General features: G+C 45.2%; 24 protein-coding genes. 17 read left to right on the top strand and 7 right to left on the bottom strand.

All coding sequences use genetic code 11. The features are described from left to right. Positions 1-25 precede the first annotated feature (25 nt). From OQY15_RS09485 to OQY15_RS09465, 5 genes are read right to left on the bottom strand one after another with little or no spacing between them, the layout of a single operon-like run. Positions 26-583 (bottom strand): DUF4199 domain-containing protein, encoded by a 558-nt coding sequence (locus tag OQY15_RS09485; RefSeq protein WP_265790719.1) that lies wholly within the window; start codon positions 581-583, stop codon positions 26-28. Between the two features lie 11 nt (positions 584-594). Further along, a complete protein-coding gene (locus OQY15_RS09480; RefSeq protein ID WP_265790717.1) occupies positions 595-1269 on the bottom strand; it encodes a hypothetical protein in 675 nt (224 codons plus the stop codon). Next, complete coding sequence (locus OQY15_RS09475) at positions 1262-2542, bottom strand: dihydroorotase (RefSeq protein ID WP_265790715.1); 1281 nt, start codon at positions 2540-2542, stop codon at positions 1262-1264. The genes OQY15_RS09480 and OQY15_RS09475 overlap by 8 nt, the downstream gene beginning before the upstream one ends. Positions 2543-2545: 3 nt before the next feature. After that, positions 2546-4573, bottom strand: a complete 2028-nt coding sequence (locus OQY15_RS09470) for a BatA domain-containing protein (protein WP_265790708.1) — start codon at positions 4571-4573, stop codon at positions 2546-2548. 21 nt (positions 4574-4594) lie between these two features. Next, positions 4595-6172 carry a L,D-transpeptidase family protein gene (locus OQY15_RS09465; RefSeq protein WP_265790706.1) on the bottom strand — a complete coding sequence of 526 codons (1578 nt, stop codon included), beginning with the start codon at positions 6170-6172 and terminating at the stop codon, positions 4595-4597. Positions 6173-6454: 282 nt separating this feature from the next. Between OQY15_RS09465 and hisG the strand changes: the two genes are divergently transcribed. From hisG to OQY15_RS09420, 9 genes are read left to right on the top strand one after another with little or no spacing between them, the layout of a single operon-like run. Continuing rightward, a complete protein-coding gene (gene hisG, locus OQY15_RS09460; RefSeq protein WP_265790704.1) occupies positions 6455-7306 on the top strand; it encodes an ATP phosphoribosyltransferase in 852 nt (283 codons plus the stop codon). A gap of 56 nt (positions 7307-7362) precedes the next feature. Continuing rightward, a complete protein-coding gene (hisD, locus tag OQY15_RS09455; protein ID WP_265790702.1) occupies positions 7363-8649 on the top strand; it encodes a histidinol dehydrogenase in 1287 nt (428 codons plus the stop codon). A gap of 2 nt (positions 8650-8651) precedes the next feature. Beyond that, positions 8652-9695 carry a histidinol-phosphate transaminase gene (hisC, locus tag OQY15_RS09450; protein WP_265790700.1) on the top strand — a complete coding sequence of 348 codons (1044 nt, stop codon included), beginning with the start codon at positions 8652-8654 and terminating at the stop codon, positions 9693-9695. A gap of 4 nt (positions 9696-9699) precedes the next feature. Then, complete coding sequence (hisB, locus tag OQY15_RS09445) at positions 9700-10833, top strand: bifunctional histidinol-phosphatase/imidazoleglycerol-phosphate dehydratase HisB (RefSeq protein WP_265790698.1); 1134 nt, start codon at positions 9700-9702, stop codon at positions 10831-10833. An 11-nt stretch (positions 10834-10844) separates the two neighbouring features. After that, on the top strand, positions 10845-11435 hold the full coding sequence (hisH, locus tag OQY15_RS09440; protein ID WP_265790696.1) for an imidazole glycerol phosphate synthase subunit HisH: 591 nt from the start codon (positions 10845-10847) through the stop codon (positions 11433-11435). 4 nt (positions 11436-11439) lie between these two features. Further along, a complete protein-coding gene (gene hisA / locus OQY15_RS09435) occupies positions 11440-12189 on the top strand; it encodes a 1-(5-phosphoribosyl)-5-[(5-phosphoribosylamino)methylideneamino]imidazole-4-carboxamide isomerase (protein ID WP_265790694.1) in 750 nt (249 codons plus the stop codon). A 3-nt stretch (positions 12190-12192) separates the two neighbouring features. Continuing rightward, on the top strand, positions 12193-12948 hold the full coding sequence (hisF, locus tag OQY15_RS09430) for an imidazole glycerol phosphate synthase subunit HisF (protein WP_265790691.1): 756 nt from the start codon (positions 12193-12195) through the stop codon (positions 12946-12948). After that, positions 12945-13532, top strand: coding sequence for a bifunctional phosphoribosyl-AMP cyclohydrolase/phosphoribosyl-ATP diphosphatase HisIE (hisIE, locus tag OQY15_RS09425; protein WP_265790689.1), 588 nt, complete (start codon positions 12945-12947; stop codon positions 13530-13532). The genes hisF and hisIE overlap by 4 nt, the downstream gene beginning before the upstream one ends. Further along, positions 13532-14428, top strand: coding sequence for a WD40 repeat domain-containing protein (locus tag OQY15_RS09420; protein ID WP_265790687.1), 897 nt, complete (start codon positions 13532-13534; stop codon positions 14426-14428). The genes hisIE and OQY15_RS09420 overlap by 1 nt, the downstream gene beginning before the upstream one ends. A 12-nt stretch (positions 14429-14440) precedes the next feature. Here OQY15_RS09420 and OQY15_RS09415 read toward each other — a convergent pair whose 3' ends face one another. After that, a complete protein-coding gene (locus OQY15_RS09415; protein ID WP_265790686.1) occupies positions 14441-15220 on the bottom strand; it encodes a C40 family peptidase in 780 nt (259 codons plus the stop codon). Positions 15221-15316: 96 nt separating this feature from the next. On the opposite strand from OQY15_RS09415, the gene OQY15_RS09410 reads away from it, so the two are divergent. Then, positions 15317-15766, top strand: a complete 450-nt coding sequence (locus tag OQY15_RS09410) for a universal stress protein (RefSeq protein ID WP_265790679.1) — start codon at positions 15317-15319, stop codon at positions 15764-15766. A 65-nt stretch (positions 15767-15831) separates the two neighbouring features. On the opposite strand, the gene OQY15_RS09405 is transcribed toward OQY15_RS09410, so the two are convergent. Beyond that, positions 15832-16182 (bottom strand): 4Fe-4S dicluster domain-containing protein, encoded by a 351-nt coding sequence (locus OQY15_RS09405; RefSeq protein ID WP_265790678.1) that lies wholly within the window; start codon positions 16180-16182, stop codon positions 15832-15834. Between the two features lie 78 nt (positions 16183-16260). On the opposite strand from OQY15_RS09405, the gene OQY15_RS09400 reads away from it, so the two are divergent. The 7 genes from OQY15_RS09400 (at position 16261) to OQY15_RS09370 (ending at position 21632) form a co-directional block, all read left to right on the top strand. Further along, positions 16261-17280 carry an acyl-CoA reductase gene (locus tag OQY15_RS09400; protein WP_265790675.1) on the top strand — a complete coding sequence of 340 codons (1020 nt, stop codon included), beginning with the start codon at positions 16261-16263 and terminating at the stop codon, positions 17278-17280. Between the two features lie 6 nt (positions 17281-17286). Further along, positions 17287-17427: a hypothetical protein gene (locus tag OQY15_RS09395; RefSeq protein ID WP_265790673.1), complete on the top strand. Its 141-nt coding sequence runs from the start codon at positions 17287-17289 to the stop codon at positions 17425-17427. Positions 17428-17664: 237 nt separating this feature from the next. Then, positions 17665-17868: a fructose-6-phosphate aldolase gene (locus OQY15_RS09390; RefSeq protein ID WP_265790671.1), complete on the top strand. Its 204-nt coding sequence runs from the start codon at positions 17665-17667 to the stop codon at positions 17866-17868. Between the two features lie 4 nt (positions 17869-17872). Beyond that, positions 17873-18556 carry an ATP-binding cassette domain-containing protein gene (locus OQY15_RS09385; protein WP_265790669.1) on the top strand — a complete coding sequence of 228 codons (684 nt, stop codon included), beginning with the start codon at positions 17873-17875 and terminating at the stop codon, positions 18554-18556. A 128-nt stretch (positions 18557-18684) separates the two neighbouring features. Next, the gene (locus OQY15_RS09380; protein WP_265790667.1) at positions 18685-19272 is read left to right on the top strand and encodes a nucleotide exchange factor GrpE; all 588 of its coding nucleotides are present in this window, start codon (positions 18685-18687) and stop codon (positions 19270-19272) included. A gap of 2 nt (positions 19273-19274) precedes the next feature. Then, positions 19275-20450 (top strand): molecular chaperone DnaJ, encoded by a 1176-nt coding sequence (gene dnaJ / locus OQY15_RS09375; protein WP_265790665.1) that lies wholly within the window; start codon positions 19275-19277, stop codon positions 20448-20450. 102 nt (positions 20451-20552) lie between these two features. Beyond that, positions 20553-21632 (top strand): AI-2E family transporter, encoded by a 1080-nt coding sequence (locus OQY15_RS09370; RefSeq protein ID WP_265790663.1) that lies wholly within the window; start codon positions 20553-20555, stop codon positions 21630-21632. Positions 21633-21676: the final 44 nt, after the last annotated feature.

The following is a 21676-nucleotide window of genomic DNA, read 5'->3' as shown; positions in this document are numbered from 1 at the left end:
AAAATTTATGTTTGCGTACAAACGTTTAGTCGAATGTGATGGGTGGTACCCTTTTATTGATGGCTGCACCCACGATACTGATGACCAGTCCGTACAGCGTATAACTGATGGCAGCACCAAATCCTATCATGATAGGCATGTATGGTCCCATCGCTTTTACACTTCTTTCTGCTTTTGCACTGTCGCCGGCAGATTCCGCTGCCTTCTCAATCGCAATATCCAGGATGTGCTGCAGGGCAGCCGGGTCAAGCACTTTGTAATACAGGATCATCAGCAGTCCGATAAACATTCCTGCGGTGGCACTTACACGGAAGCCGGCAGAAAAGGCCCTTCCGAAAGTGATATACCCGCCAAGGTCAGACCGGTGTTTGATCTGCACATAGAGGATCACCAGCACATAAGGCAGGTAAGACAATACGGCACTCATCACCTTGGTAGCTACAGGAACGTTTTCTTCCTGTACATCGATACCCAATAATTTAAAAAGGAAGATCAGCACAATAGTATATACCGCAAAACCTGCCGCAACCTGAAATGCCAGCCTGTTTGGTCTGATTTCCATTTCCTTCAGTTGTTGTTCCATGATCCCGGGGCTTAATTCTGTACGTTGAACTCTGAGATCAGCGCATAAACGGCACTGTCAAATTCTTTATCTGCACTGAATTGTGCCAGCTCTGCAAAGGTTTCGGCATTTGCCCTTGGCTGAAGAAAGAAGCTCATGAAGGGAACAAATAACATCTCCATTTCTTCGCCCAGTTCAATCATCCCCTTATGGCTGCAGATATCTTCGATGCTGCTTTCTGCCAGTTGCTGGTTGCTGATCAGGTCTTCATAGATATGGTATTCGTCCTGGAATTCATCTTCCTCCACCAGCAGGAATTCCCTTAAGAAATCTCCCAGCTCAGGTTTAATCTGCTCGTCATGACATTCGTTGATGTAGAGCAGCAGGTTCAGGAGCTCCGTTCCGCGGTCTATCGTGTCTTCCTCAATGTTTGCCCATTCGTCAGTGTCCAGGTAATCCTCTTCGAGTTTCTTCACGTCGCTGGCGAAGAAATTGATCATCAGCAGATCGAAGAAAACCTCTCTGAGGTCCTCGAAAGCAGGATGCTCATCAAAAACCTCATCAAATTCTTCTACCTTTTCAAGGAAGCCCAGGTCTTTGCTGAACACATCTACCAGTTCCTGTTCCAGTTTTACCGAATCGTTACCTGAGAGTGCAGCGAATTTATCCAATGAAGCGACAAGAGCGCTTTGTACTTTACTATCCATATACTTGAATTTGATTGTTGTTATATACTAGTTTGACTTTACCAGTCAGGCTTTGATTTAATAATGGTGTATTCCTTGATTTTGAATAGTTGTTCTGGTGATTATACTCCCATTTCTCCGTCAGGTTAAACACTGTAAAATTTGCCGCTTCACCTTTTGCGATCACCGGTATTTTTAAGTTAAGCAATTTCCGTGGATTTATGGCTAATTTTTCTGCAATCTGTGCTGCATCCAGTCCGGCTTTCACCAGTAGTGGCAGCACGGTCTGCAGTGCAATGATACCGTAAGCGGCAATTTCAAATTCTACATTTTTAAACTCAGGCTCATGCGGGCGGTGTTGTGAAGAAATCGCATCGATGGTGCCCTCTTTCAATCCTGCCAGCAATGCTTTGATATCGGCTTTGCCACGTAACGGCGGTTTTACTTTATAGTTGCTGTCAAAATCATTCAGCAGCTCTTCGGTAAATACCAGGTGGTGAGCTGCCACATCGCAGGAGATCTGCAGGCCATCTTTTTTTGCTTTTTTGATCAGCGCTACTGATCCGGCAGTAGAGATATTGCTGATGTGGAGGGGCGACTGATGGTAGTTTGCCAGGAAGATATCCCGGCTGATGTGCATTTCTTCTGCCAGGGCAGGCATCCCCTTCATACCCAGCAGTACGCTGGTTTTGCTCTCGTTGATCTGCGTTTTGCCGGCGATGGATTTATTCTCCGGATACACCAGCAGCAGTGCATTGATACCTTTGGCGTATTGTAATGCGCGACTCATGAAGCCGTCATCACTTACAGGCTTGGTGCCGTCTGAGAAAGCTACCGCTCCTGCCTGCTGCATATCATACAGCTCGGCCAGTTCCTTACCCTCCAGATCATGACTGATGGCTCCTACCGGATAAATATCTACGAGGTTATTTTTTGCTTTGTTAACGATATACTCCACTTCTGCTTTCGAATGCACTACAGGTTTGGTATGCGGCAGTACGGCCAGTCCGGTAAAGCCACCTGCCTGGGCAGCGGCACTTGCGGTATGCAGATCTTCTTTAGTCTCCAGTCCGGGATCTCCTACAGAGCAGTTGAGGTCGAAAAATCCGGGACTCAGAAAAGCACCTTTTCCTTCTACCAGTTCTTCTTTTTGCTGTGGGTCTGATGACGACTGTGGTTTTAACGCCTTACCGATTTCAACGATCATTCCCTGTACCACACGAACATCACATACTTGTTGATTAAACTCGCTATTCGGATCGGCGATGGTTACGCCAGTGAGGAGAAGGTTCATGTTTTATATAGTTTTCTTGTTAAAAAATCTGATCAATAGGGCTTCGGCAGCTAAAAAAACAGCACACAAAACTATACAAAGTTTCCATAATTCGGTGTGGTTATTTTCCAGTGCCGCGGGAGACAAAGCTCGCCCATTGCCCTCAATAGTTAAAGTATTATTGCCAAAAAGCTGCTTCAGTTCGGCATCGCGGGTAAAATGCATGTCTGATTCTGCACGGCTTTCGTTAAAAGCATAGGTGCTGAGCAGTGAATCTGCCTTCATCAGGTCGTAGAATCCCGCAGCCCTGACCTGGTCTGCAATATACAGCAGGGTTTTCCCCGGTGTCTGTCTCAGCTCAGGAATCACTTCCTCTTTGCCGGCCCTGAGCCGCAGCGACTGGTTAGGATTGAGGTTGATCTGGACGCTGCTGAGCAGGTTATCTCTGCCTATTGTATAATACAGAGGCTGCTCCTGTATACTCGTAAAGGCGATTTTAAACATCAGCGGCACAAATACCGGATGCCTTGGCAGGTTGCTGTCTTCTTCTTTTAGTGAGGACGAAGATAAATAGATCTGTCCTGCCCCAAGTCTGTACCGGCTAAATAAGGATTGTCCCCCGGGCAGTGACATGATATCCTGTCTGCTGCTGCGCGTAGTTTTCTGGTACACCAGATGGCGGGTCAGCTTTGGCAGGTCAAGCTTTGCCGGGACTTCCTCAAATACATCATTGAAGAGGTTACTTTTCAGATCAATTGCTGTCACACTGACCGTATCTCTATTTAGCGAAAGTACCGGTGGCACTGAAAGCCCCTGAAGGAAGGACGACAGTTCTTCTGTTTTAGCATCCAGATCAGGAAAGATGACCACGCTGCCACCGTTTTGCACAAAACTCTTCAGCTGCTGGGCCAGTCCGCTGGAAGGGTGTTTTAAGCCCGAAAGGATAATGAGCTGGTAGCCGGGAAATGCAGCATATATAATATTGGATTCTGGCATGTTACTCAACCTGAAATAGCTGTCAGCCGCAAACAGAGAGCTAATATGGTTTTCTGAGGGATCACCGCTGATATGCAGGATATGGAGCCCGCTGCTCACCTTGAAGGTAAACTTCAGCTCATCATCAAAGGTCAGTGGAAAATCCTTGATACTCAGCAGCCCCTTTTGCCATCCCGCAGAGAGGCCGCTGAAGCTGAGTGTATCCGTAACGGACTTGCCCGCAGGAATATCCAGCCTTGCGAGTACCTTCTGCTGGTTGTTGACCATCAGTTTTAGGGGGATGTCTCTGGCAGCTTCAGCAGAATAATTATGGAGCCTGGCCACAAACTTCTCCTGCTCTCCCGGTTTGTGCGCCGGTGAAAGCGACCAGATACTGTCGACACCAACATTGGGTAATGTATTTGCCCGGAGTTTGATGAGTGAAAGGTGATTGTCAGGTTCAATTGTGATCGCTTTTACACCGGTAAAGGCCGTCTGGAAATCGGAGATGATAAAGTTGAAACGGTTTCTCTTGCCGGCTTCGGTCTGGTTCTGCCTGTTGATCACCTGCTGCAGACTGCGCTGCACCGGGGAGATCTTAATTTCATCTGCAAGACTGAGCAGCTCTTCAGCATTGACTATACGCTGGTGCCTGCCCTCAAAATCATTGGTGATCAACTGAAACCTGTCGTTGGGCGAAAACTTTGAGGTGATCTCCTTCGCTTTGCGCCGGGCTTCGTCCAAAAGGGTTCCTTCTTTATTGACGGAGCCCATGCTATAGGAATTGTCAATATAGATGCTGACGAGCTTTCCTGTTCCGGGATCATATCCTGTGCCCGACGATATATATGGCCGGGCGAATGCAAAAACCAGGAATACAATAGCCAGTATCCGGCTGAAAAGGATAAGCAGGTTTTTGAGTTTTTCTCTTGATGAATTTTGTTCCTGTGCCGACTTCAGAAACTGCACATTACTGAAATATACCTTCTTGAATTTCCTGAAATTAAATAGATGAATAAGGATAGGAATGACTACCGCCAGCAGTGAAAAAAGAAAACCTGGGTATAGGAAATTCATTAAAAACCAAAGGTAGAAATTTTATCTGAACTTTTTCATCGCAGTATAAATTGCATCATCCAGATCATAGATATCATTACGGTATTCTATCCTTCCGTTCTGTGCCCAGGCAGTCTTGTAATTAATAAAGACAGCAACGTTCTTTTTGGTGCCAAACCATTTGGGTTTCACCTGATAAACATTAACGGTATCCGCTTTTTTGGCGAGTTTCTTTTTGTAGGCTTCCATCCGGGTGGTGTCAATTGGCGGCAGGTTTACCTCCATCCTCAACTGGTCATACTGGTACTTATTGTCTACCAGCTTCTCGGCAAATTCAAGGGGTCTCTCTACCCGCACACAGCCGTGACTGATTGCGCGGTTATCACGCATAAAAGCCGATTTGTTGTTGGTGTCATGCAGGTAAATACTCGATCCGTTGTCGAAGATGAACTTGAATTTTCCCAAAGCATTGCCATCACCTGAACCTTGTTTAAACTGGAAAGGTAAATGCTCCCGGGCATACTTGCGCCACTGGATGGTATCAGGATCCGTGATCAGCTTACCTTTGTAATACACTTTCATGTTATTATTGGACAGGTAATATGGGTCGCGCATGGCCTGCCAGTAGATTTCGCTCTGCGCAATGCTCACCGGAATATTCCATACGGGATTTACCTGAATGGAGTTGAACTTGCTGAGCAGGATCGGCGTCTGGTGGTTCTTTGGCTTGTCATCCAGGGAATGTGTTTTCAGGAAGACCTTCATCTTTTCTTCATAATCCTTCTCACGTCTTCCGCCTACGCAGACTTTCATGTGGGTAACGGTATCCTGATGGTTAAACCAGGTGAGGGAGAAATCAGGGATATTCACCTCCACATATTCGTCGCCTATACCCGCAATTTTCCAGCGAAGTCTTTCCATATTCACCTCTAAAGCTTTTGTTGCGGCAGCACCGGCATCAGGATTTTGCCTTTGTTTACGCAGCTCATATTGCAGGGCACGGTAATCTTTACCCTCGGGCTGGATGGATTTCAGGAGTGCAGCAAGATCTTTAGTCTCGAGCACTTTGAGCATACTGCTACTGTCAGGCCTGATGGTGGTTACGTAATATCTGTTGAGCACTTTTCTTGGCACAATGCTGCCATAGGCGATAAAAGTATCATATTTTAACAGCGATGAGGCGGTCCGCAGTTCCAGATCGGCAATCACGGGATATACCTCAGCGATAGATTTAAACTGATGTGCTGAGAGCTGCGACAACAGTTCTTCCAGTGCTTTGTACCCGAATATTTTGGGATTAAAGCCATGGGCAGTACTTCTGGAAATATAATTTTTTAGGGTATCCAATTCCCCGTTTACATAAAAACGGGTAACCAGATCAGTCCTCCGGTTATTGTCGGCATAGTAGCTACCCATCACCTTTGGGTTGCTGAACGTAGTTTTCAGCGAGTCAAAATGGCGGGTAAAGATGACATTATAGGCTGCTGTATCAAAGTCTTTGTACAGTTTATTGTTGAAATGTTTAGACAAAACCAACCCTACTTCAGGCGTGGTTTTGAACCAGTTACATGCAGAGAGTAAGACTGAGAGGGTAAATAATAAGGGAAGTACTTTTTTCAAAACGTTTTTAATTAGATGACCGCGAGTTTTAAGCAGCACGGTCTTCGCAGTATGATCAAATAAAATGCCATATATTTTTTGATTTCTCAATTCAATCTATATATTTGCAACACCTCAGTGTGCAACCGCAGATTGAATAGGGACAAAAAAAATTATGAACAAACACTTGAACCATCACTTACATTTGCACCATCGCCAGTTGTGGCGATAGATATGTAATGTTTTGTACTTCAAAACTTGTTTCCGAATTATTTTCATGTTCCATTCAATAATTTCAATCAATTGAAAACACTAAAAATTGCTATCCAGAAATCTGGTAGATTAAACGAAAAATCAGTAGAAATTCTTAAAAATTGTGGTTTATCTTTTGAAAACTACAAGAGCTCATTGATATCAACCGTTACCAACTTCCCGCTGGAAATCCTTTTCCTTAGAGATGACGATATCCCTGAATATGTTCAGGACGGTATTGCCGATCTGGGTATCGTTGGCGAAAATGTCATTACTGAAGTAAATGCCGATGTAGAATATCTGCAGAAACTGGGTTTTGGTAAATGCACATTGAAGATCGCTATTCCAAACGATAGCGAAATCACAGACATCAAAGGCCTCGAAGGTAAGGCAATCGCAACATCCTACCCTGTTATCCTGGAGAAATTCCTGCAGGAAAATAATGTAAATGCAGTGGTACGCACCATCTCTGGTTCAGTAGAAATTGGTCCGGGCTTAGGCCTGAGCGATGCCATCTGTGACATCGTTTCAACAGGCGGAACATTGAAAAGCAATGGCCTGAAACCATTTGCCGAAGTGATGAAATCTGAAGCTGTACTGATCGGAAACAAAGGCATCGAACTCAACGAAGATGTGATCGAACTGCTGCAAAGAATCCGCTCTGTACTGCGTGCCAAAGAAACCAAGTACGTAGTATTGAACGTAGCTAAGTCTAACCTCGAAAAGGTGGTGAGCCTGTTGCCGGGTGTAAAAAGCCCAACAGTTGTTCCACTCTTTGAGCCGGACTGGGTAGCGGTACACTCGGTTATTGCTGAGCAGGATTTCTGGGAAAAAATCAACAGCCTGAAAGCTGCCGGTGCAGAAGGAATTGTAGTGATGCCGATCGAAAAGATCATCGCATAACTGAACTAATTAGCTGATTCACGGTTAACTATTGGTTAACACAAAAACTTAAGACATTGAAAATCTACAGTTATACTGATTTATCTAAACAGAATATTGAAGATCTCTGTTCAAGAACAATCGCTGATGACGATATCATCGCCGGGAGGGTAAAAAGTATTGTTGACAGTGTAAAGCATGAAGGCGACACTGCGCTTTTCAGGTACGCCAAAGACTTTGACAAGGTTGAACTGCAACAGCTCTACATCGAAAAATCAGAGGTCGAAGCTATCGCAGCCACGATCCCTGAGGAAGCGAGGAAAGCGATTGATACGGCTTATGCAAACATCAAAAAGTTTCACGCTGCACAGCTATACCAAGAGGCTGCCATAGAAACCATGCCAGGCGTAACCTGCTGGCGTGAAGCCCGCGCCATTGAACGCGTCGGTTTATACATCCCCGGTGGCTCTGCGGTATTGCCAAGCACCTTCCTGATGCTGGGTATCCCTGCGGTATTGGCGGGATGTAAAGAAATTGTAGTGTGCTCGCCACCTCAAAAAGATGGCAGGACCAATTGTTATCTGGCTTACTGTGCTGTATTACTCGGAATTGAGAAGATCTACATGGTAGGTGGTGCACAGGCCGTAGCTGCAATGGCTTTCGGCACTGCCACCGTACCTAAAGTATACAAAATCTTTGGCCCGGGAAACCGCTATGTAACGCAAGCCAAACAGCTGGTGCTGGCATCGGGAATGACGGCAATAGATATGCCGGCAGGTCCTTCCGAGGTACTTGTTTTTGCAGATGAAACCGCTGATCCTGCCTTTGTAGCGTCAGACCTGCTCGCACAGGCAGAACATGGTGCCGACAGTCAGGCGATCCTGGTTTCTACTTCTGCGCAGATCATTGAGAAGACGCTTGAACAGGTACAGGTGCAACTGAAGGCGCTACCAAGGGAAGCCGTTGCCGCACAGGCGATAGAAAATTCCTATGCTGTACTGGTGGAAAATACAGCGCAGGCGATGGAATTCAGTAATATCTATGCCCCTGAACACCTGATCCTGGCAACAGATGCTTATAACGCGCTCATTCCTGAGATCATTAATGCGGGTTCTGTATTTCTGGGTAACCTGACTCCTGAAAGTGCGGGTGATTATGCCTCAGGCACCAACCACACTTTACCTACCAGTGGTTTTGCAAAAGCCTACTCCGGTGTTTCAATAGATTCATTTATCAAAAAGATAACTTTTCAGCATATCAGTCCCGCAGGCTTAACCGCTATCGGACCAACTGTAGAAATATTAGCCGCCGCCGAAGGCTTGGAGGCACACAAAAATGCAATCACTATTCGTTTAAAATCATAGAGATGGATATCAAGAACTTACAACGTGAAAATATAAAAAACCTTCGCCCCTACTCTACGGCGAGGGATGAATATAAAGGGCAGGCGAGTGTTTTTTTAGACGCCAATGAAAACAGCTTTGGCTCACCGCTGCCAGAGAACTTTAACCGCTACCCTGACCCGCTGCAGCTGGACGTTAAAGACGCTATCAGCAAAATCAAAGGGGTGCCCATTGAGAATACATTTTTAGGTAATGGCAGCGACGAAGCGATAGATTTGCTTTTCAGGTGCTTTTGTAACCCGGGAAAAGACAATGTGATTATCCTGCCGCCAACATATGGTATGTATGAGGTTTCTGCCAACATCAATGATGTGGAGATCCGCAAGGTGAACCTGCTGCCAAACTTTCAGCTCGACCTGGATGGCATTGCAGAAGCAATTGATGAGAACACGAAACTGATCTTTATCTGCTCGCCAAATAACCCTACAGGAAACTCAATCATCCGTACGGATATCGAAACTATCCTGGCTAACTTTAAAGGCCTGGTGGTGATCGATGAGGCATACATCAATTTTGCCAAACAACGCACGTTCATCCAGGAACTAACGGAATATCCGCACCTGGTGATCCTGCAGACGTTCTCCAAAGCATGGGGACTCGCGGGATTGCGCCTTGGGATGGCTTTTGCCTCCAGTATTGTGATTGATATCCTGAACAAGGTGAAAGCACCGTACAACATCAGCCAGTCGACACAAGACCTGGCGTTAGCTGCATTGCAGAACGTAACACAAGTGAACGACTGGATCAAAGTGACGGTTGCCGAAAGGGAGATCCTGAGCCAAAAACTGCTGGGACTCCCAATGGTGAGCAAAGTATATCCTTCAGATGCTAACTTTGTTTTGGCAGAGGTAGCAGATGCTGCAGGGACATACCACGCGCTGGTAGACCAGGGAATCATCATCCGCGACCGCTCCAAAGTGGTGTTGTGCGATGGCTGTCTCAGGATTACCATCGGTACCCCTCAGGAGAACGAAATCTTATTATCCGCTTTAAAATCGATAAACTAAAACCATGAAGAAGTTCCTTTTTATAGACCGCGACGGCACCCTGATCACAGAACCTGAAGATGAACAGATCGACTCATTCGCGAAGCTGAAATTTTATCCTAAATCTTTATACTACCTGGCTAAAATCGCAGCTGAGCTTGATTTTGGCCTGATCATGGTAACCAATCAGGATGGCCTCGGAACGGATTCTCATCCGGAGCTTAACTTCTGGCCGGTACATAATTTTATCCTGGATACTTTTGCCGGTGAAGGGGTGGTTTTCTCTGAGGTGATTATCGACAGAACTTTTGCTCATGAGAATGCGATTACGCGGAAGCCCAATACAGGTTTACTGCAGCATTTCCTTACCGGAGAGTACGACCTGGCAAATTCCTTTGTGATTGGCGACCGCATCAATGATGTGATCCTGGCAAGGAACCTGGGTGCAAAGGCGATATGGCTGCGTAACAATGACCTGCTGGGTGCCAACGAGCTGCTGGATAAGGTGGATACACTGACGGATATCATAGCGCTGCAAACGCAGGACTGGGAACATATCTATACTTTCCTGAAAGCTGGCAGCAGACAGTTCCACCACATCCGCAAAACGAATGAAACGGATATCGAAATCGGTATCGACCTGGATGGAACGGGAAAAGGGGATATCAAAACAGGTCTGAACTTTTTTGACCATATGCTGGACCAGATTGCCCGTCACGGGGGGATCGACCTGAAGGTGATTGCCAAAGGTGACCTGCACATTGATGAACACCATACCGTTGAGGACACAGGTATCGCTCTGGGTGAAGCTTTTGCAAAAGCATTGGGCAATAAGCTGGGTATCGAGCGCTACGGCTTCTGCCTGCCTATGGACGACTGCCTGGCGCAGGTGGCGATAGATTTCGGCGGACGCAACTGGATTGTCTGGGATGCAGAGTTTAAACGCGAAAGGGTTGGTGATGTGCCTACAGAGATGTTCTACCACTTCTTCAAATCTTTCAGTGATGCAGCAAAATGCAACCTGAATGTGAAAGCTGAAGGTGACAACGAACACCATAAAATTGAAGCTATCTTTAAAGCTTTTGCAAAAGCGATCAAAATGTCTATCAAAAGAGACGCAGAAAAGTTAGTTTTACCAAGTACAAAAGGATTGTTATAAGGATTTATAAAATGATAGGTATCGTCAATTACGGGGCAGGGAATATATTTTCGCTGACCTCGGCTTTATCCAGGCTCGGGATTACTTACGGCATGATCAATTCTGAAGAGGAATTTGATCAGTATTCACATATCATCATTCCTGGAGTGGGTCACGCCGGAGCAGCGATGGACAAACTGAACAAGAGTGGCCTGGTAGACAAAATCAGGTCTTTAACCAAACCTGTACTGGGAATTTGCGTGGGCATGCAGCTGCTGACAGATCATTCTGAAGAAGGCGATGCAACCCTCACCAACATCATCCCGCTGCAAACAAAACTCTTTGATAAAGAGCTGGGAATCAAGATTCCGCATATGGGTTGGAATAATGTAGAGATCAAAAACAATTTATTGTTCGAAGGTGTTGAAAATCAGACACAATTTTACTTTGTGCATTCGTATTTTATTGAATATAACCCTATTTTTGGAATCGCTACTGCTGACTATGGCCTAAAGTATTCAGCAGCTGTCCAGAAAGAGAATTTTTACGGGGTGCAGTTTCACCCAGAGAAGTCCGGTGCTGCCGGAGAACGTTTATTATTGAATTTTTCAAACTTAAAATAACAAGATGTACATTATTCCCGCTATAGATATTTTAGATGGCAAGGTTGTCAGATTAACTGAAGGCGACTATAACCAAAAAACAGTTTATGAAGTTTCGATTGCCGAAATGATCGAGACTTATCGGTCTAACGGTACGGAGTTTATTCATATAATTGATTTAAATGGTGCCAAAGGGGATTTTAGCAACCAGGCTGAACTGTTCGATATCATCCACAAAACGGATATGCGCGTGCAGTACGGAGGTGGTATCCGCACTATCGATCAGGTGACTAAATTGCTGGATGCCGGTATTCACCGGGTGATCGTAGGTACACAGGCTATCACTAATCCGGATTTCCTTGCCGAACTGAGTAAAGAGGTGGGTAAAAAGTATGATTATGCTAACCGTATTGTGATCGCTATCGATGTACTGGATGAGGTGATCAAATATTCGGGCTGGATGGAGAGCTCTCCAATCAAGCTGATGGATTATGTGGATAAGTGTCTTCAGTTGGGCTTCTTCAGGTTCCTTTGTACTGACATCAACAAAGACGGTAAACTGGGCGGTGCCGCAGTAGATCTTTATAAAAAGTTACTGGACCACTCTCCGTTTATTAAACTGATTGCTTCAGGGGGTGTAAGCTCTATGCAGGATATCGAGGAACTGGCTAAACTTGACGTAAGGTCTGTAGTAGTGGGTAAAGCGATCTATGAAAACCGCATCACTATTGAAGAAATTAAGGAATGGAACCTTAGGGCGTTGACTTCCCTATAATCCATGCTGAGTAAACGTATCATTCCATGTCTCGACGTTAAGGACGGCAGGACAGTAAAAGGTGTAAATTTCGTAGATCTGAAGGATGCCGGAGATCCCGTAGAGCTGGCATGGCAATATGCGCAGCAAGGTGCTGATGAGCTGGTATTCCTGGATATTACAGCCACCTATGAACGTCGTAAAACGATGATTGAAATGGTGAAGTCTGTAGCCAGGCAGCTGAATATTCCCTTTACCATTGGGGGTGGGATTACAGAGATCGCTGATGCCGAAGCATTATTGAACGCTGGTGCCGACAAGATCAGCATCAACTCTGCCGCCGTAAAAAACCCGCAGCTGATTGCCGATCTGGCCGAAGTATTCGGCAGGCAGTTTGTGGTGGTTGCCGTAGATACCAAGCTTGTTGAGGGCAGAAATATGGTGCACCTGAACGGGGGCCGTCTGATCACAGAACTGGAGACAGAAAAATGGATCAAACAGGCCGAAGACCTGGGTGCCGGTGAAATTCTACTGACCTCAATGGACCATGATGGTACCAAACAGGGCTTTGATTGCAACCTGTTGCAAACGATCAGCCAGATGATCAATATCCCTGTCATCGCCTCTGGTGGTGCCGGAGCCATAGATCACTTTACAGAAGTTTTTACCACTACAGGCGTAGATGCCGCACTGGCAGCCTCGGTATTTCACTTTGGTGAGATCCCTATCCCTGTATTGAAAAACGAATTAAAAAAACACAACATACCAGTAAGGTTATGAATATAGATTTTGAAAAATCCGATGGTTTGGTTCCTGTGATCATTCAGGATGTACAAACATTGGAAGTGTTGATGCTGGGTTATATGAACCAGGAAGCATGGACAAAAACGCAGGCAGAAGGAAAAGTAACCTTTTACTCGCGCTCTAAAAACCGCTTATGGACAAAAGGTGAAGAAAGCGGAAATTTTCTTTTTGTAAAAGAAACGCATATCGATTGCGATAACGATACGATCCTGATCAAAGCTTCCCCGGTAGGTCCTACCTGTCATACCGGAAGCCGAAGCTGTTTTAAAACAAACTACAACCAGAACTTTATCTTTGAGCTGGAAAAGATCATTGGCGACAGGTATGACAACCCTACGGAAGAGTCGTATGTGAATAAGCTGCGCAAAAAAGGGCTGAACAAGATTGCACAAAAGGTTGGTGAAGAAGGTGTAGAAACTGTTATCGCTGCGCTAAACGAGACTGATGTTGATTTTGTGAACGAGAGTTCTGACCTGGTATTTCACCTGCTGGTATTGCTGAGGGAAAAAGGAAAGACTCTTGCTGACATTGGTGTAAACCTGGAAGGCAGGCATAAATAATGCTGAAGCATGTCAAATCATTAAGTGGTCATCAGAACCCGGTGTATGCATTGGCAAACTCCGGTAAGGAAGGGATCTTTTTTACCGGCGGCAATGATAAGGGTGTAGTGGAATGGTCGCTGGAGAAGATGTCTTTCCTGAAGGTGCTGATGCCGGTAAAAAGCTCTGTATATAGCCTGCACTATTATGGTGACCAGCTTTTTGCTGGGCAGCGCAGTGGTGAGGTGACGGTTTTCGATTTTACAACGCAGACCGTTAAAACTACGTTCCAGGCACACGAAAAACCTGTTTTTGATATCGTAGTGATCCCCTCAAAGGAGGAGTTCCTGACGGCCAGCGAAGATGGTACCGTGGGGGTATGGTCGCTGATCGACAACTTGCTGCTTTACCGCATTCCTGTTTCTTATGATACCGTAAGGGCGATAGCGATCAGCCCTGATGGCGAACATGCGGCGTTCGGCTGTAAGGATGGTATGATCCGCATTTACAATCTTACTGATTATAGTCTTGAGCATACCCTGGAGCAACATACCTTACCTGTAACGTCGGTCCAGTATTCGCCTGATGGCAAATACCTGATCTCTGGCGGCAGGGACGCGCAGTTAAATTTCTGGTCTCTGCCAACCTATGAGTTTAAGCATAACATCCCTGCACACTTGTTCAGTGTTTATGGTATCGCTTTTAACCCGGTACTTCCCTACTTTGCCACGGCAAGTCAGGACAAAAGTATCAAACTCTGGGGTGCCGATGATTTACGGTTATACAAAATCCTGAGTATAGAAAAGAATACGCACGGGCATACGCACTCCATCAATAAACTGGTATGGACACCCGACGGGAAATACCTGATCACTACAGGTGATGATAAGCTGGTGATGATCTGGAGCTGGGAATAAACCTGTTTCCCTTTAGAAAAACCTCTTGATAATCCTGGTGCGGTGGCTGTATCTGCCCAGCTCCGGGTTGTAGATCCCCTGATCATCGATGGGGTCTATACGTACCCTGCCGGAGGCATGAATAATCTTGTCTTTATCGAGTATGATACCCACGTGAATAATCCTGCCTTCAGCATTGTCGAAAAAAGCAAGGTCGCCGGTTTTTACTTCGGGCAGGAAATTGACGATCTGGCCCTGCTCTGCCTGCTGTGAAGCATCTCTCTTTATTCTGATACCTGCCAGTTTATAGACGGCCTGTGAAAATCCGGAACAATCAATCCCAAACAGCGTTCTGCCTCCCCATAGGTAAGGGGCGTTCAGGAAAAACAGAGCAAGTTCCCTGATCTTTTCTTCTGTTGGTGATGATACCTGGTGGGGATCAAAGTTAACTCTGAACTGCTGATTACCGATCTGACAGGCAGCATCTGCATATGCAGGCAGTGCAGCGGCAGCGGGTAAATAGAAGGCAGTACCATCTTCCGCAGTTACAGCATTGACCACCTGCGGTGGCACCATTAATTGATAATTCTGCGCCGCAATATACTCTTCGCGGCTCAGCACGATCAGCTGTTTGAAATCCATCCAGCCTTCATAATCATCATAGGCATTCCTGATTCGCCACCAGGGTTCTGCCTGTTCAAGAACTTCTACGGCATCGCCAAATAATAACTGAGTGGAGATCTCTGCCTTATCTGAGGGAGCTGGTCTCAGGGGCGCAATGGCTACCCTGCAAATTGCGAATTTCTGTTCCATAGGATAAAATTAATGATCCTGAACTAATAAACCCGATTTTAAACATTTGATTACAAAAATTGTTATGATTAGTATAACTAATTAATAGAACTCATTATGAACTTCAGGAAGATTTTAATAGCCGTTGATAACAGTACATGCGCTGAAAAGGCTGCAAAATCGGGCTATGAGATGGCGAAGGCCTTCGATGCCGAAGTTGCGCTGGCCAATATCATTGAGCCCATACCGGCAACAATTAACCAGGATCTTACTCTTGCCCCGGTATTCCTGGAAACCTACGATAACAGTGAAGAGAACAGCCACATTCTGCTGCAAGAAATAGAAAGAACCTATGGAAATGGGATCAAAACCACCTACCTCAGTATCATTGATAGTGCGGCACATGGAATTGTAAACCAGGCCGAAGAGTGGGGCGCTGATCTGATCGTGATCGGTACTTACGGCAGAACGGGTCTGTATCACTTCCTGATGGGCAGTGTAGCAGAACACGTAGCACGCAAATCTGCCTGTCCGGTTATGATCATACCGAATAAGGCGGAAGTATAAGTTAAAGCCCATATAACAAAAAAGGACGCAAATTGCGTCCTTTTTTGTTATATGTTATAAGAGGACTAGCCTTCCTGATGTAACCAGGCTTTTTTCTTCAATAATTCTTCTTCAGTTTCACGGATATCTTCATCATCCACGCAACAGTCTACCGGACAAACCGCAGCACACTGAGGCTCATCATGAAATCCTTTACATTCAGTACACTTATCCGATACGATATAATAAACCTCATCAGAAACTGCATCCTGAGAAGCTCCGGCATCAACTTCCTGATCACCGAAATCTATGATTCCGTCCAGACTTGTGCCGTCTGAAAATCTCCAGGCCGTGCCTGCGTCATAAATTGCATTATTTGGGCATTCAGGCTCACATGCTCCGCAATTAATACATTCGTCTGTTATTTTAATAGCCATGTCTTAGTATAAATCTATTTGCTAAAGTTACCTTTGCACTGCAAATATAACAATAAATCGTTTAAAATCATTCCAAACATGCCTATCCTCACCGCTGAAAAGTTAATTATTGCATTTCACAAACTAAGTATTTTCCTGAATCAGCCAGATGATGAATTTAACCGGGTTGTTGACTCCTCTCTGAACAGTAATGCCTGGTTCCAGCCGGAGGAAGTAAAGCGTTCCCTGGCGTCTTTGCAGGAGATGCTGCAGCGTGATGCGCTGGAAAAGTGGTTTGAGCAGATCAAAGTGACAGAATCACCGAAAACTATCGGGATGATCCTGGCAGGAAATATTCCAATGGTGGGCTTTCACGATATCCTTTGCGTTTTGGCTACCGGCAATACCGCCATGATCAAGTTGTCGTCATCAGACAACAAACTGTTGCCTGTCATACTGAAGCAGCTCATCAGCTTTGAACCGGCATTGGCCGAAAGGATCATCTTTGCAGAGAGACTGAAAGATTTTGACGCGATCATCGCCACAGGCAGCAACAATTCTTCCAGGTATTTTGATTATTATTTCGGGAAAGTACCCAATATCATCAGGAAGAACAGGAATAGCATTGCTGTACTGGACGGCAAAGAAAGCACTAAAGAAATTGCGTTGTTAGGTCACGATATTTTTGATTACTTTGGCCTGGGATGCCGTAATGTTTCCAAGATCTATTTGCCTGAAGGTTACGAGATCAAGAATCTTTTTGAACCACTGGAGGTTTTCCAACCGATCATCAATCACTTCAAATACAACAACAACTATGATTACAACAAGTCCATTTACCTGGTCAATGGCGAGCCGCATTTCGACAATGGCTTTGTGCTGCTGAAGGAAGACAAAGGACTCTCTTCACCGCTCGCGGTTCTGTATTTCGAGTATTATAAAAATCCGGAAGAACTGAAAGCAACGCTGACAGAGATGGAGGACCAGATCCAGTGTGTGGTATCACATACAGACCTGAAACTGGAGAATGATGTGGTAAGCTTTGGACAAAGTCAGCATCCTGAATTGTGGGACTACGCCGATAATGTAAATACGATCTCCTTCCTGAATAATCTGTAATACCATATGCCTGGTTCGTATGAAGCTCGTACCTTCCTCGTACTGGGATCTGTATGGGTTCTGAAAGTCTTCGCTGAGATTTCCTTACAACCCTACCTCAGGCTTACCTCAGACATACCTCAGGCTTACCCCAGCCTTACCTTTTAGGTAAGGAAAAGGTATGTTTGAGGTATGCCCGGGATACACCTCATTTATGTCTGAACGGAACTCAGTCTGAATGCTCAGTGAACACAGAGAGAGCGGACATACAACAATGCCCGGCCAGTACCCGAAGGACTTTCCTGTCATGTCAGGGCGATTAGGAAAGCTTTACAAGAGCAAAAGAATGCCGGAAGGCGCTCTTCCTTTCGTAATTCTCATTTTGAAACACTATTTTTGAACAAAATGTATGTAATCAAAGTTAAAGGCATTGCCAAAATACCGGACTATGTGCAGCTGCGCGACGATAAGTTTACGCTGCTGGCATATTTCAGGGTAGACAGACCGGATAAATCCCTGGATAAACTGGGTTTGGGCGACAAGCTGCCTTATATTATGGACCTGGTGAAAGACTTACCATTTGGTCAGATTGCAAAATTAGATATTTAACACAATGACAGGAAACGCAGTTATCAATTTAAGGAATGTAGATGTATTTCAACAGAAACACCTGGTGCTCTCCAACGTAAACCTCAATATAGATAAAGGTGAATTTGTTTTTCTGATCGGCCAGACCGGCTCAGGAAAAAGCAGTTTGCTGAAAATCATTTATGGAGATCTTCACATTGGTAATGGTGATGGACAGATTGCAGGCTTCGACCTGAAGAAACTGGCTGAAAAAGACGTTCCCTTTCTGCGCCGCAAGCTGGGTATTGTATTTCAGGACTTCCAGCTGCTGACGGACAGAACGGTAGAGCAGAATCTCGACTTTGTACTGAAAGCTACAGGATGGAAGGATAAAAAGCTGATCGAAGAACGTGTGAAAGATGTGCTTGAAAAAGTAGGCCTGCGTTCCAAAATCAGGAAGATGCCCCATGAGCTTTCGGGCGGAGAGCAGCAGCGTGTTGTTATTGCCCGTGCCCTTCTGAACAATCCCGATATTATCCTTGCCGATGAGCCTACCGGAAACCTCGATCCCGACACTTCTGAAGAGATCGTTCTACTGCTGAAACAGATCAGCCAAAACGGTACAGCAGTAGTAATGGCTACGCACGACTACCATATCATCCGTACTTTACCTTCACGCATCATCAAATGTGAATCAGGTATAGTGCACGAGGATGCTACTATCAATTAAATTATATCCCTGACAAAATTTTACTTTTCAGCCATTCTGTACAGTGTTGTTCAAACAAAACTGACAGCATGGCTGATATATGCTATTGGCAAACATTTTGACTTTATACCCAAAAATTCTACTATAGTATGTTTAGCAAGAAGAAACCGAACGATACAGAAAATCCTACTACGGAAAACGCTGCAGAAGGGCAGTTAAATAATGAGCAATTTGATGACGCGAGTGCGGCAACTGAGGAAACAGTAACAGAGCCTGTTGAAGAGATTTCTGCTGAAGAGAAACTAAAACTGGAAAATGCAGCGCTGAACGACAAATACTTACGTTTGTTCGCTGAATTTGACAACTATAAAAGACGTACACAAAAAGAGCGTGTTGAACTTCTGCAAACAGCTGGTAAAGACGTGATTGTTTCTATGCTGGCTGTACTGGATGATTTCGACCGTGCAAATAAAGCGACTGAAAATGCAACTGATATCAACGCTATCCGCGAAGGTGTGCAGCTGGTACATTCCAAACTGAAAAATATCCTGGGCCAGAAAGGTCTGAAGGAAATGGAAAGTATCAATACTGCATTTGATACAGATCTTCATGAAGCTATTACTAAAATCCCTGCCCCTACAGAGGAGCTGAAAGGGAAAGTTATGGATGAATTAGAAAAGGGATATACTTTAAATGACAAAGTGATCCGCTTTGCAAAAGTTGTTGTAGGTAGTTAATTATGAGTAAAAGAGATTATTACGATATACTTGGCGTAGCTAAAAGCTCTTCAGCTGAAGAGATAAAAAAAGCGTATAGAAAGCTGGCCATTAAATATCACCCGGATAAAAACCCGGACGATCATACTGCGGAGGATAAATTCAAGGAAGCTGCTGAAGCTTATGAAGTTCTGAGCAACCCTGAGAAAAAACAACGTTATGACCACTATGGTCATGCTGGCGTTGGAGGAGCATCAGGTGGCGGCGGCTACGGCGGCGGCGGTATGAACATGGAGGATATCTTCAGCCAGTTTGGTGATATCTTCGGTGGCGGCGGTGGCGGCGGCAGTCCTTTCGAAAGCTTTTTCGGCGGACAGCAGCGTGGCGGTGCCAGCGGCAGACGTGTGGCCAAAGGTTCTAACCTCCGTATTAAGGTAAAACTTACTCTTGAAGAGATAGCGCATGGCGCAGAGAAAAAAATCAAGGTAAACAAGCAGGTAGTTTGTAAAACTTGTGACGGCAGCGGTGCCAAAGATAAATCATCTATCAGCACCTGTAAAACATGTGGTGGTAATGGTTCTGTACGCAGGGTGACCAATACTATCCTGGGACAAATGCAGACTACTGCAACCTGTCCTACCTGTAACGGTTCCGGCAGCCAGATCACTTCAAAATGTAACTCTTGCCATGGTGAGGGTACAGTACGCGGTGAAGAAACGATTTCTATCAATATCCCTGCGGGTGTAAGTGATGGCATGCAGTTGAGCATGAGCGGAAAAGGAAATGCTGCCCCTAACGGTGGTATTCCGGGCGACCTGATCATCCTGATCGAGGAAATCCCTCATGAAACGCTGAAACGTGAAGGCAACAATGTAGTGTACGACCTGCACCTGAGCATTATCGATGCTGCCTTGGGTTACAGCGCAGAAGTGCCTACCATCGATGGTAAAGCGAAGATCAAAATTGAACCGGGAACTCAAAGTGGTAAATTACTGAGACTGAAAGGTAAAGGTATTCCAGAAGTAAATTCTTACCACCGCGGAGATCAGATTATTCATGTGAATATCTGGACACCGAAAGCATTGAGCAGCGAAGAGCGCAGTATGCTGGAGAAACTCAGAGAATCGCCGAACTTCAAACCTCAGCCAGGTAAGAACGACAAAAGCTTCTTTGAAAAAATGAAAGAATATTTTGAGTAAGATATAGGATCATTCCTGTGATTGCCCCTGAAAAACTTATATTTTCAGGGGCTTTTTTTATGCCCGAAACTTTTAGTAAGAAGTGTTGTTCTGTACATAACTATGGATAAACTTCAACACAGCATTTACGTACTTTTATTCTTTTTCCTAACCTTTGCCGGTCTGTATTTCGCAGCCCCATTTTTGATCCCTATAGCGCTCTCCGCTATCTTCGCAATGTTGCTCAGCAGACTTTCGTCATGGCTTGAGGGCAAAGGAATGGCAAGGGGCATCGCTTCACTTTTGTGCATTCTCATCTTCCTGTCTTCAATTGCAATAGTGATTTCACTGTTAGCATGGCAGCTGAGTGGCTTCGCCGAGAACATTGATGTGATGAAGGAAAGGGTGATCACTTTACTGACAGACCTGCGAAAATGGCTCTCTGAGACAACGGGGATTACGATGAAGCAACAGCAACAAATCGCCAAAGAAGGAAGTCCGGGAACCGGCGCAGGCTCTATGCTGGCCGCTTTTGCCTCGAGCATGATGGGGATTCTGGTGAATGCAGTGCTTGTATTAGTTTATATGTTCCTCTTTTTGGTTTACCGCTCACACATCAAAAAGTTTATCCTTAAGCTGGTGCCGGTTGACGAAAAAAATACTGCTGAAAACATTGTACATAAAGCCGGCAATGTTGCTCAGCAATATTTAGGGGGACTGGGTACAATGATCGTGATGCTCTGGATCATGTATGGCATCGGCTTCAGCATCGTTGGGGTGGAAAGTGCTATCTTCTTTGCGGTGCTCTGTGGTATTCTCGAAATCATTCCTTTCGTAGGAAACATCACAGGAACATCCTTAACGGTGCTTTCAGTGGTGGCACAGGGCGGGGATTCAAAAATGATTATCGGTGTACTCGTTACCTATGCACTGGTACAATTTATCCAGACTTACTTGCTTGAACCGCTTATTGTTGGCGAACAGGTGAACATTAATCCATTATTCACCATTCTGGTCATCGTTCTGGGTGAGATGGTTTGGGGTGTGGCAGGAATGATTCTGGCCATACCGCTTTTAGGAATCATCAAGATTATATGCGACCAGGTGCCTCAGCTTCAGCCCTATGGCTTTTTAATCGGAACTGAAAAGCAAAGGCAGAAAAAAACTGGAGTAATTGACAAAATCCGATCAATGTTTAATTAAATCTGTAACAATTTCCCTTATTTGTGTACTAATATAGAACTAAA

The sequence above is a fragment of the Pedobacter sp. MC2016-15 genome (assembly GCF_026239695.1).
In the GTDB taxonomy this organism is placed as follows: Bacteria; Bacteroidota; Bacteroidia; order Sphingobacteriales; family Sphingobacteriaceae; genus Pedobacter.
Note: the sequence above shows the minus strand (reverse complement) of the source record. Positions and strands in the feature narration are given on the sequence as shown.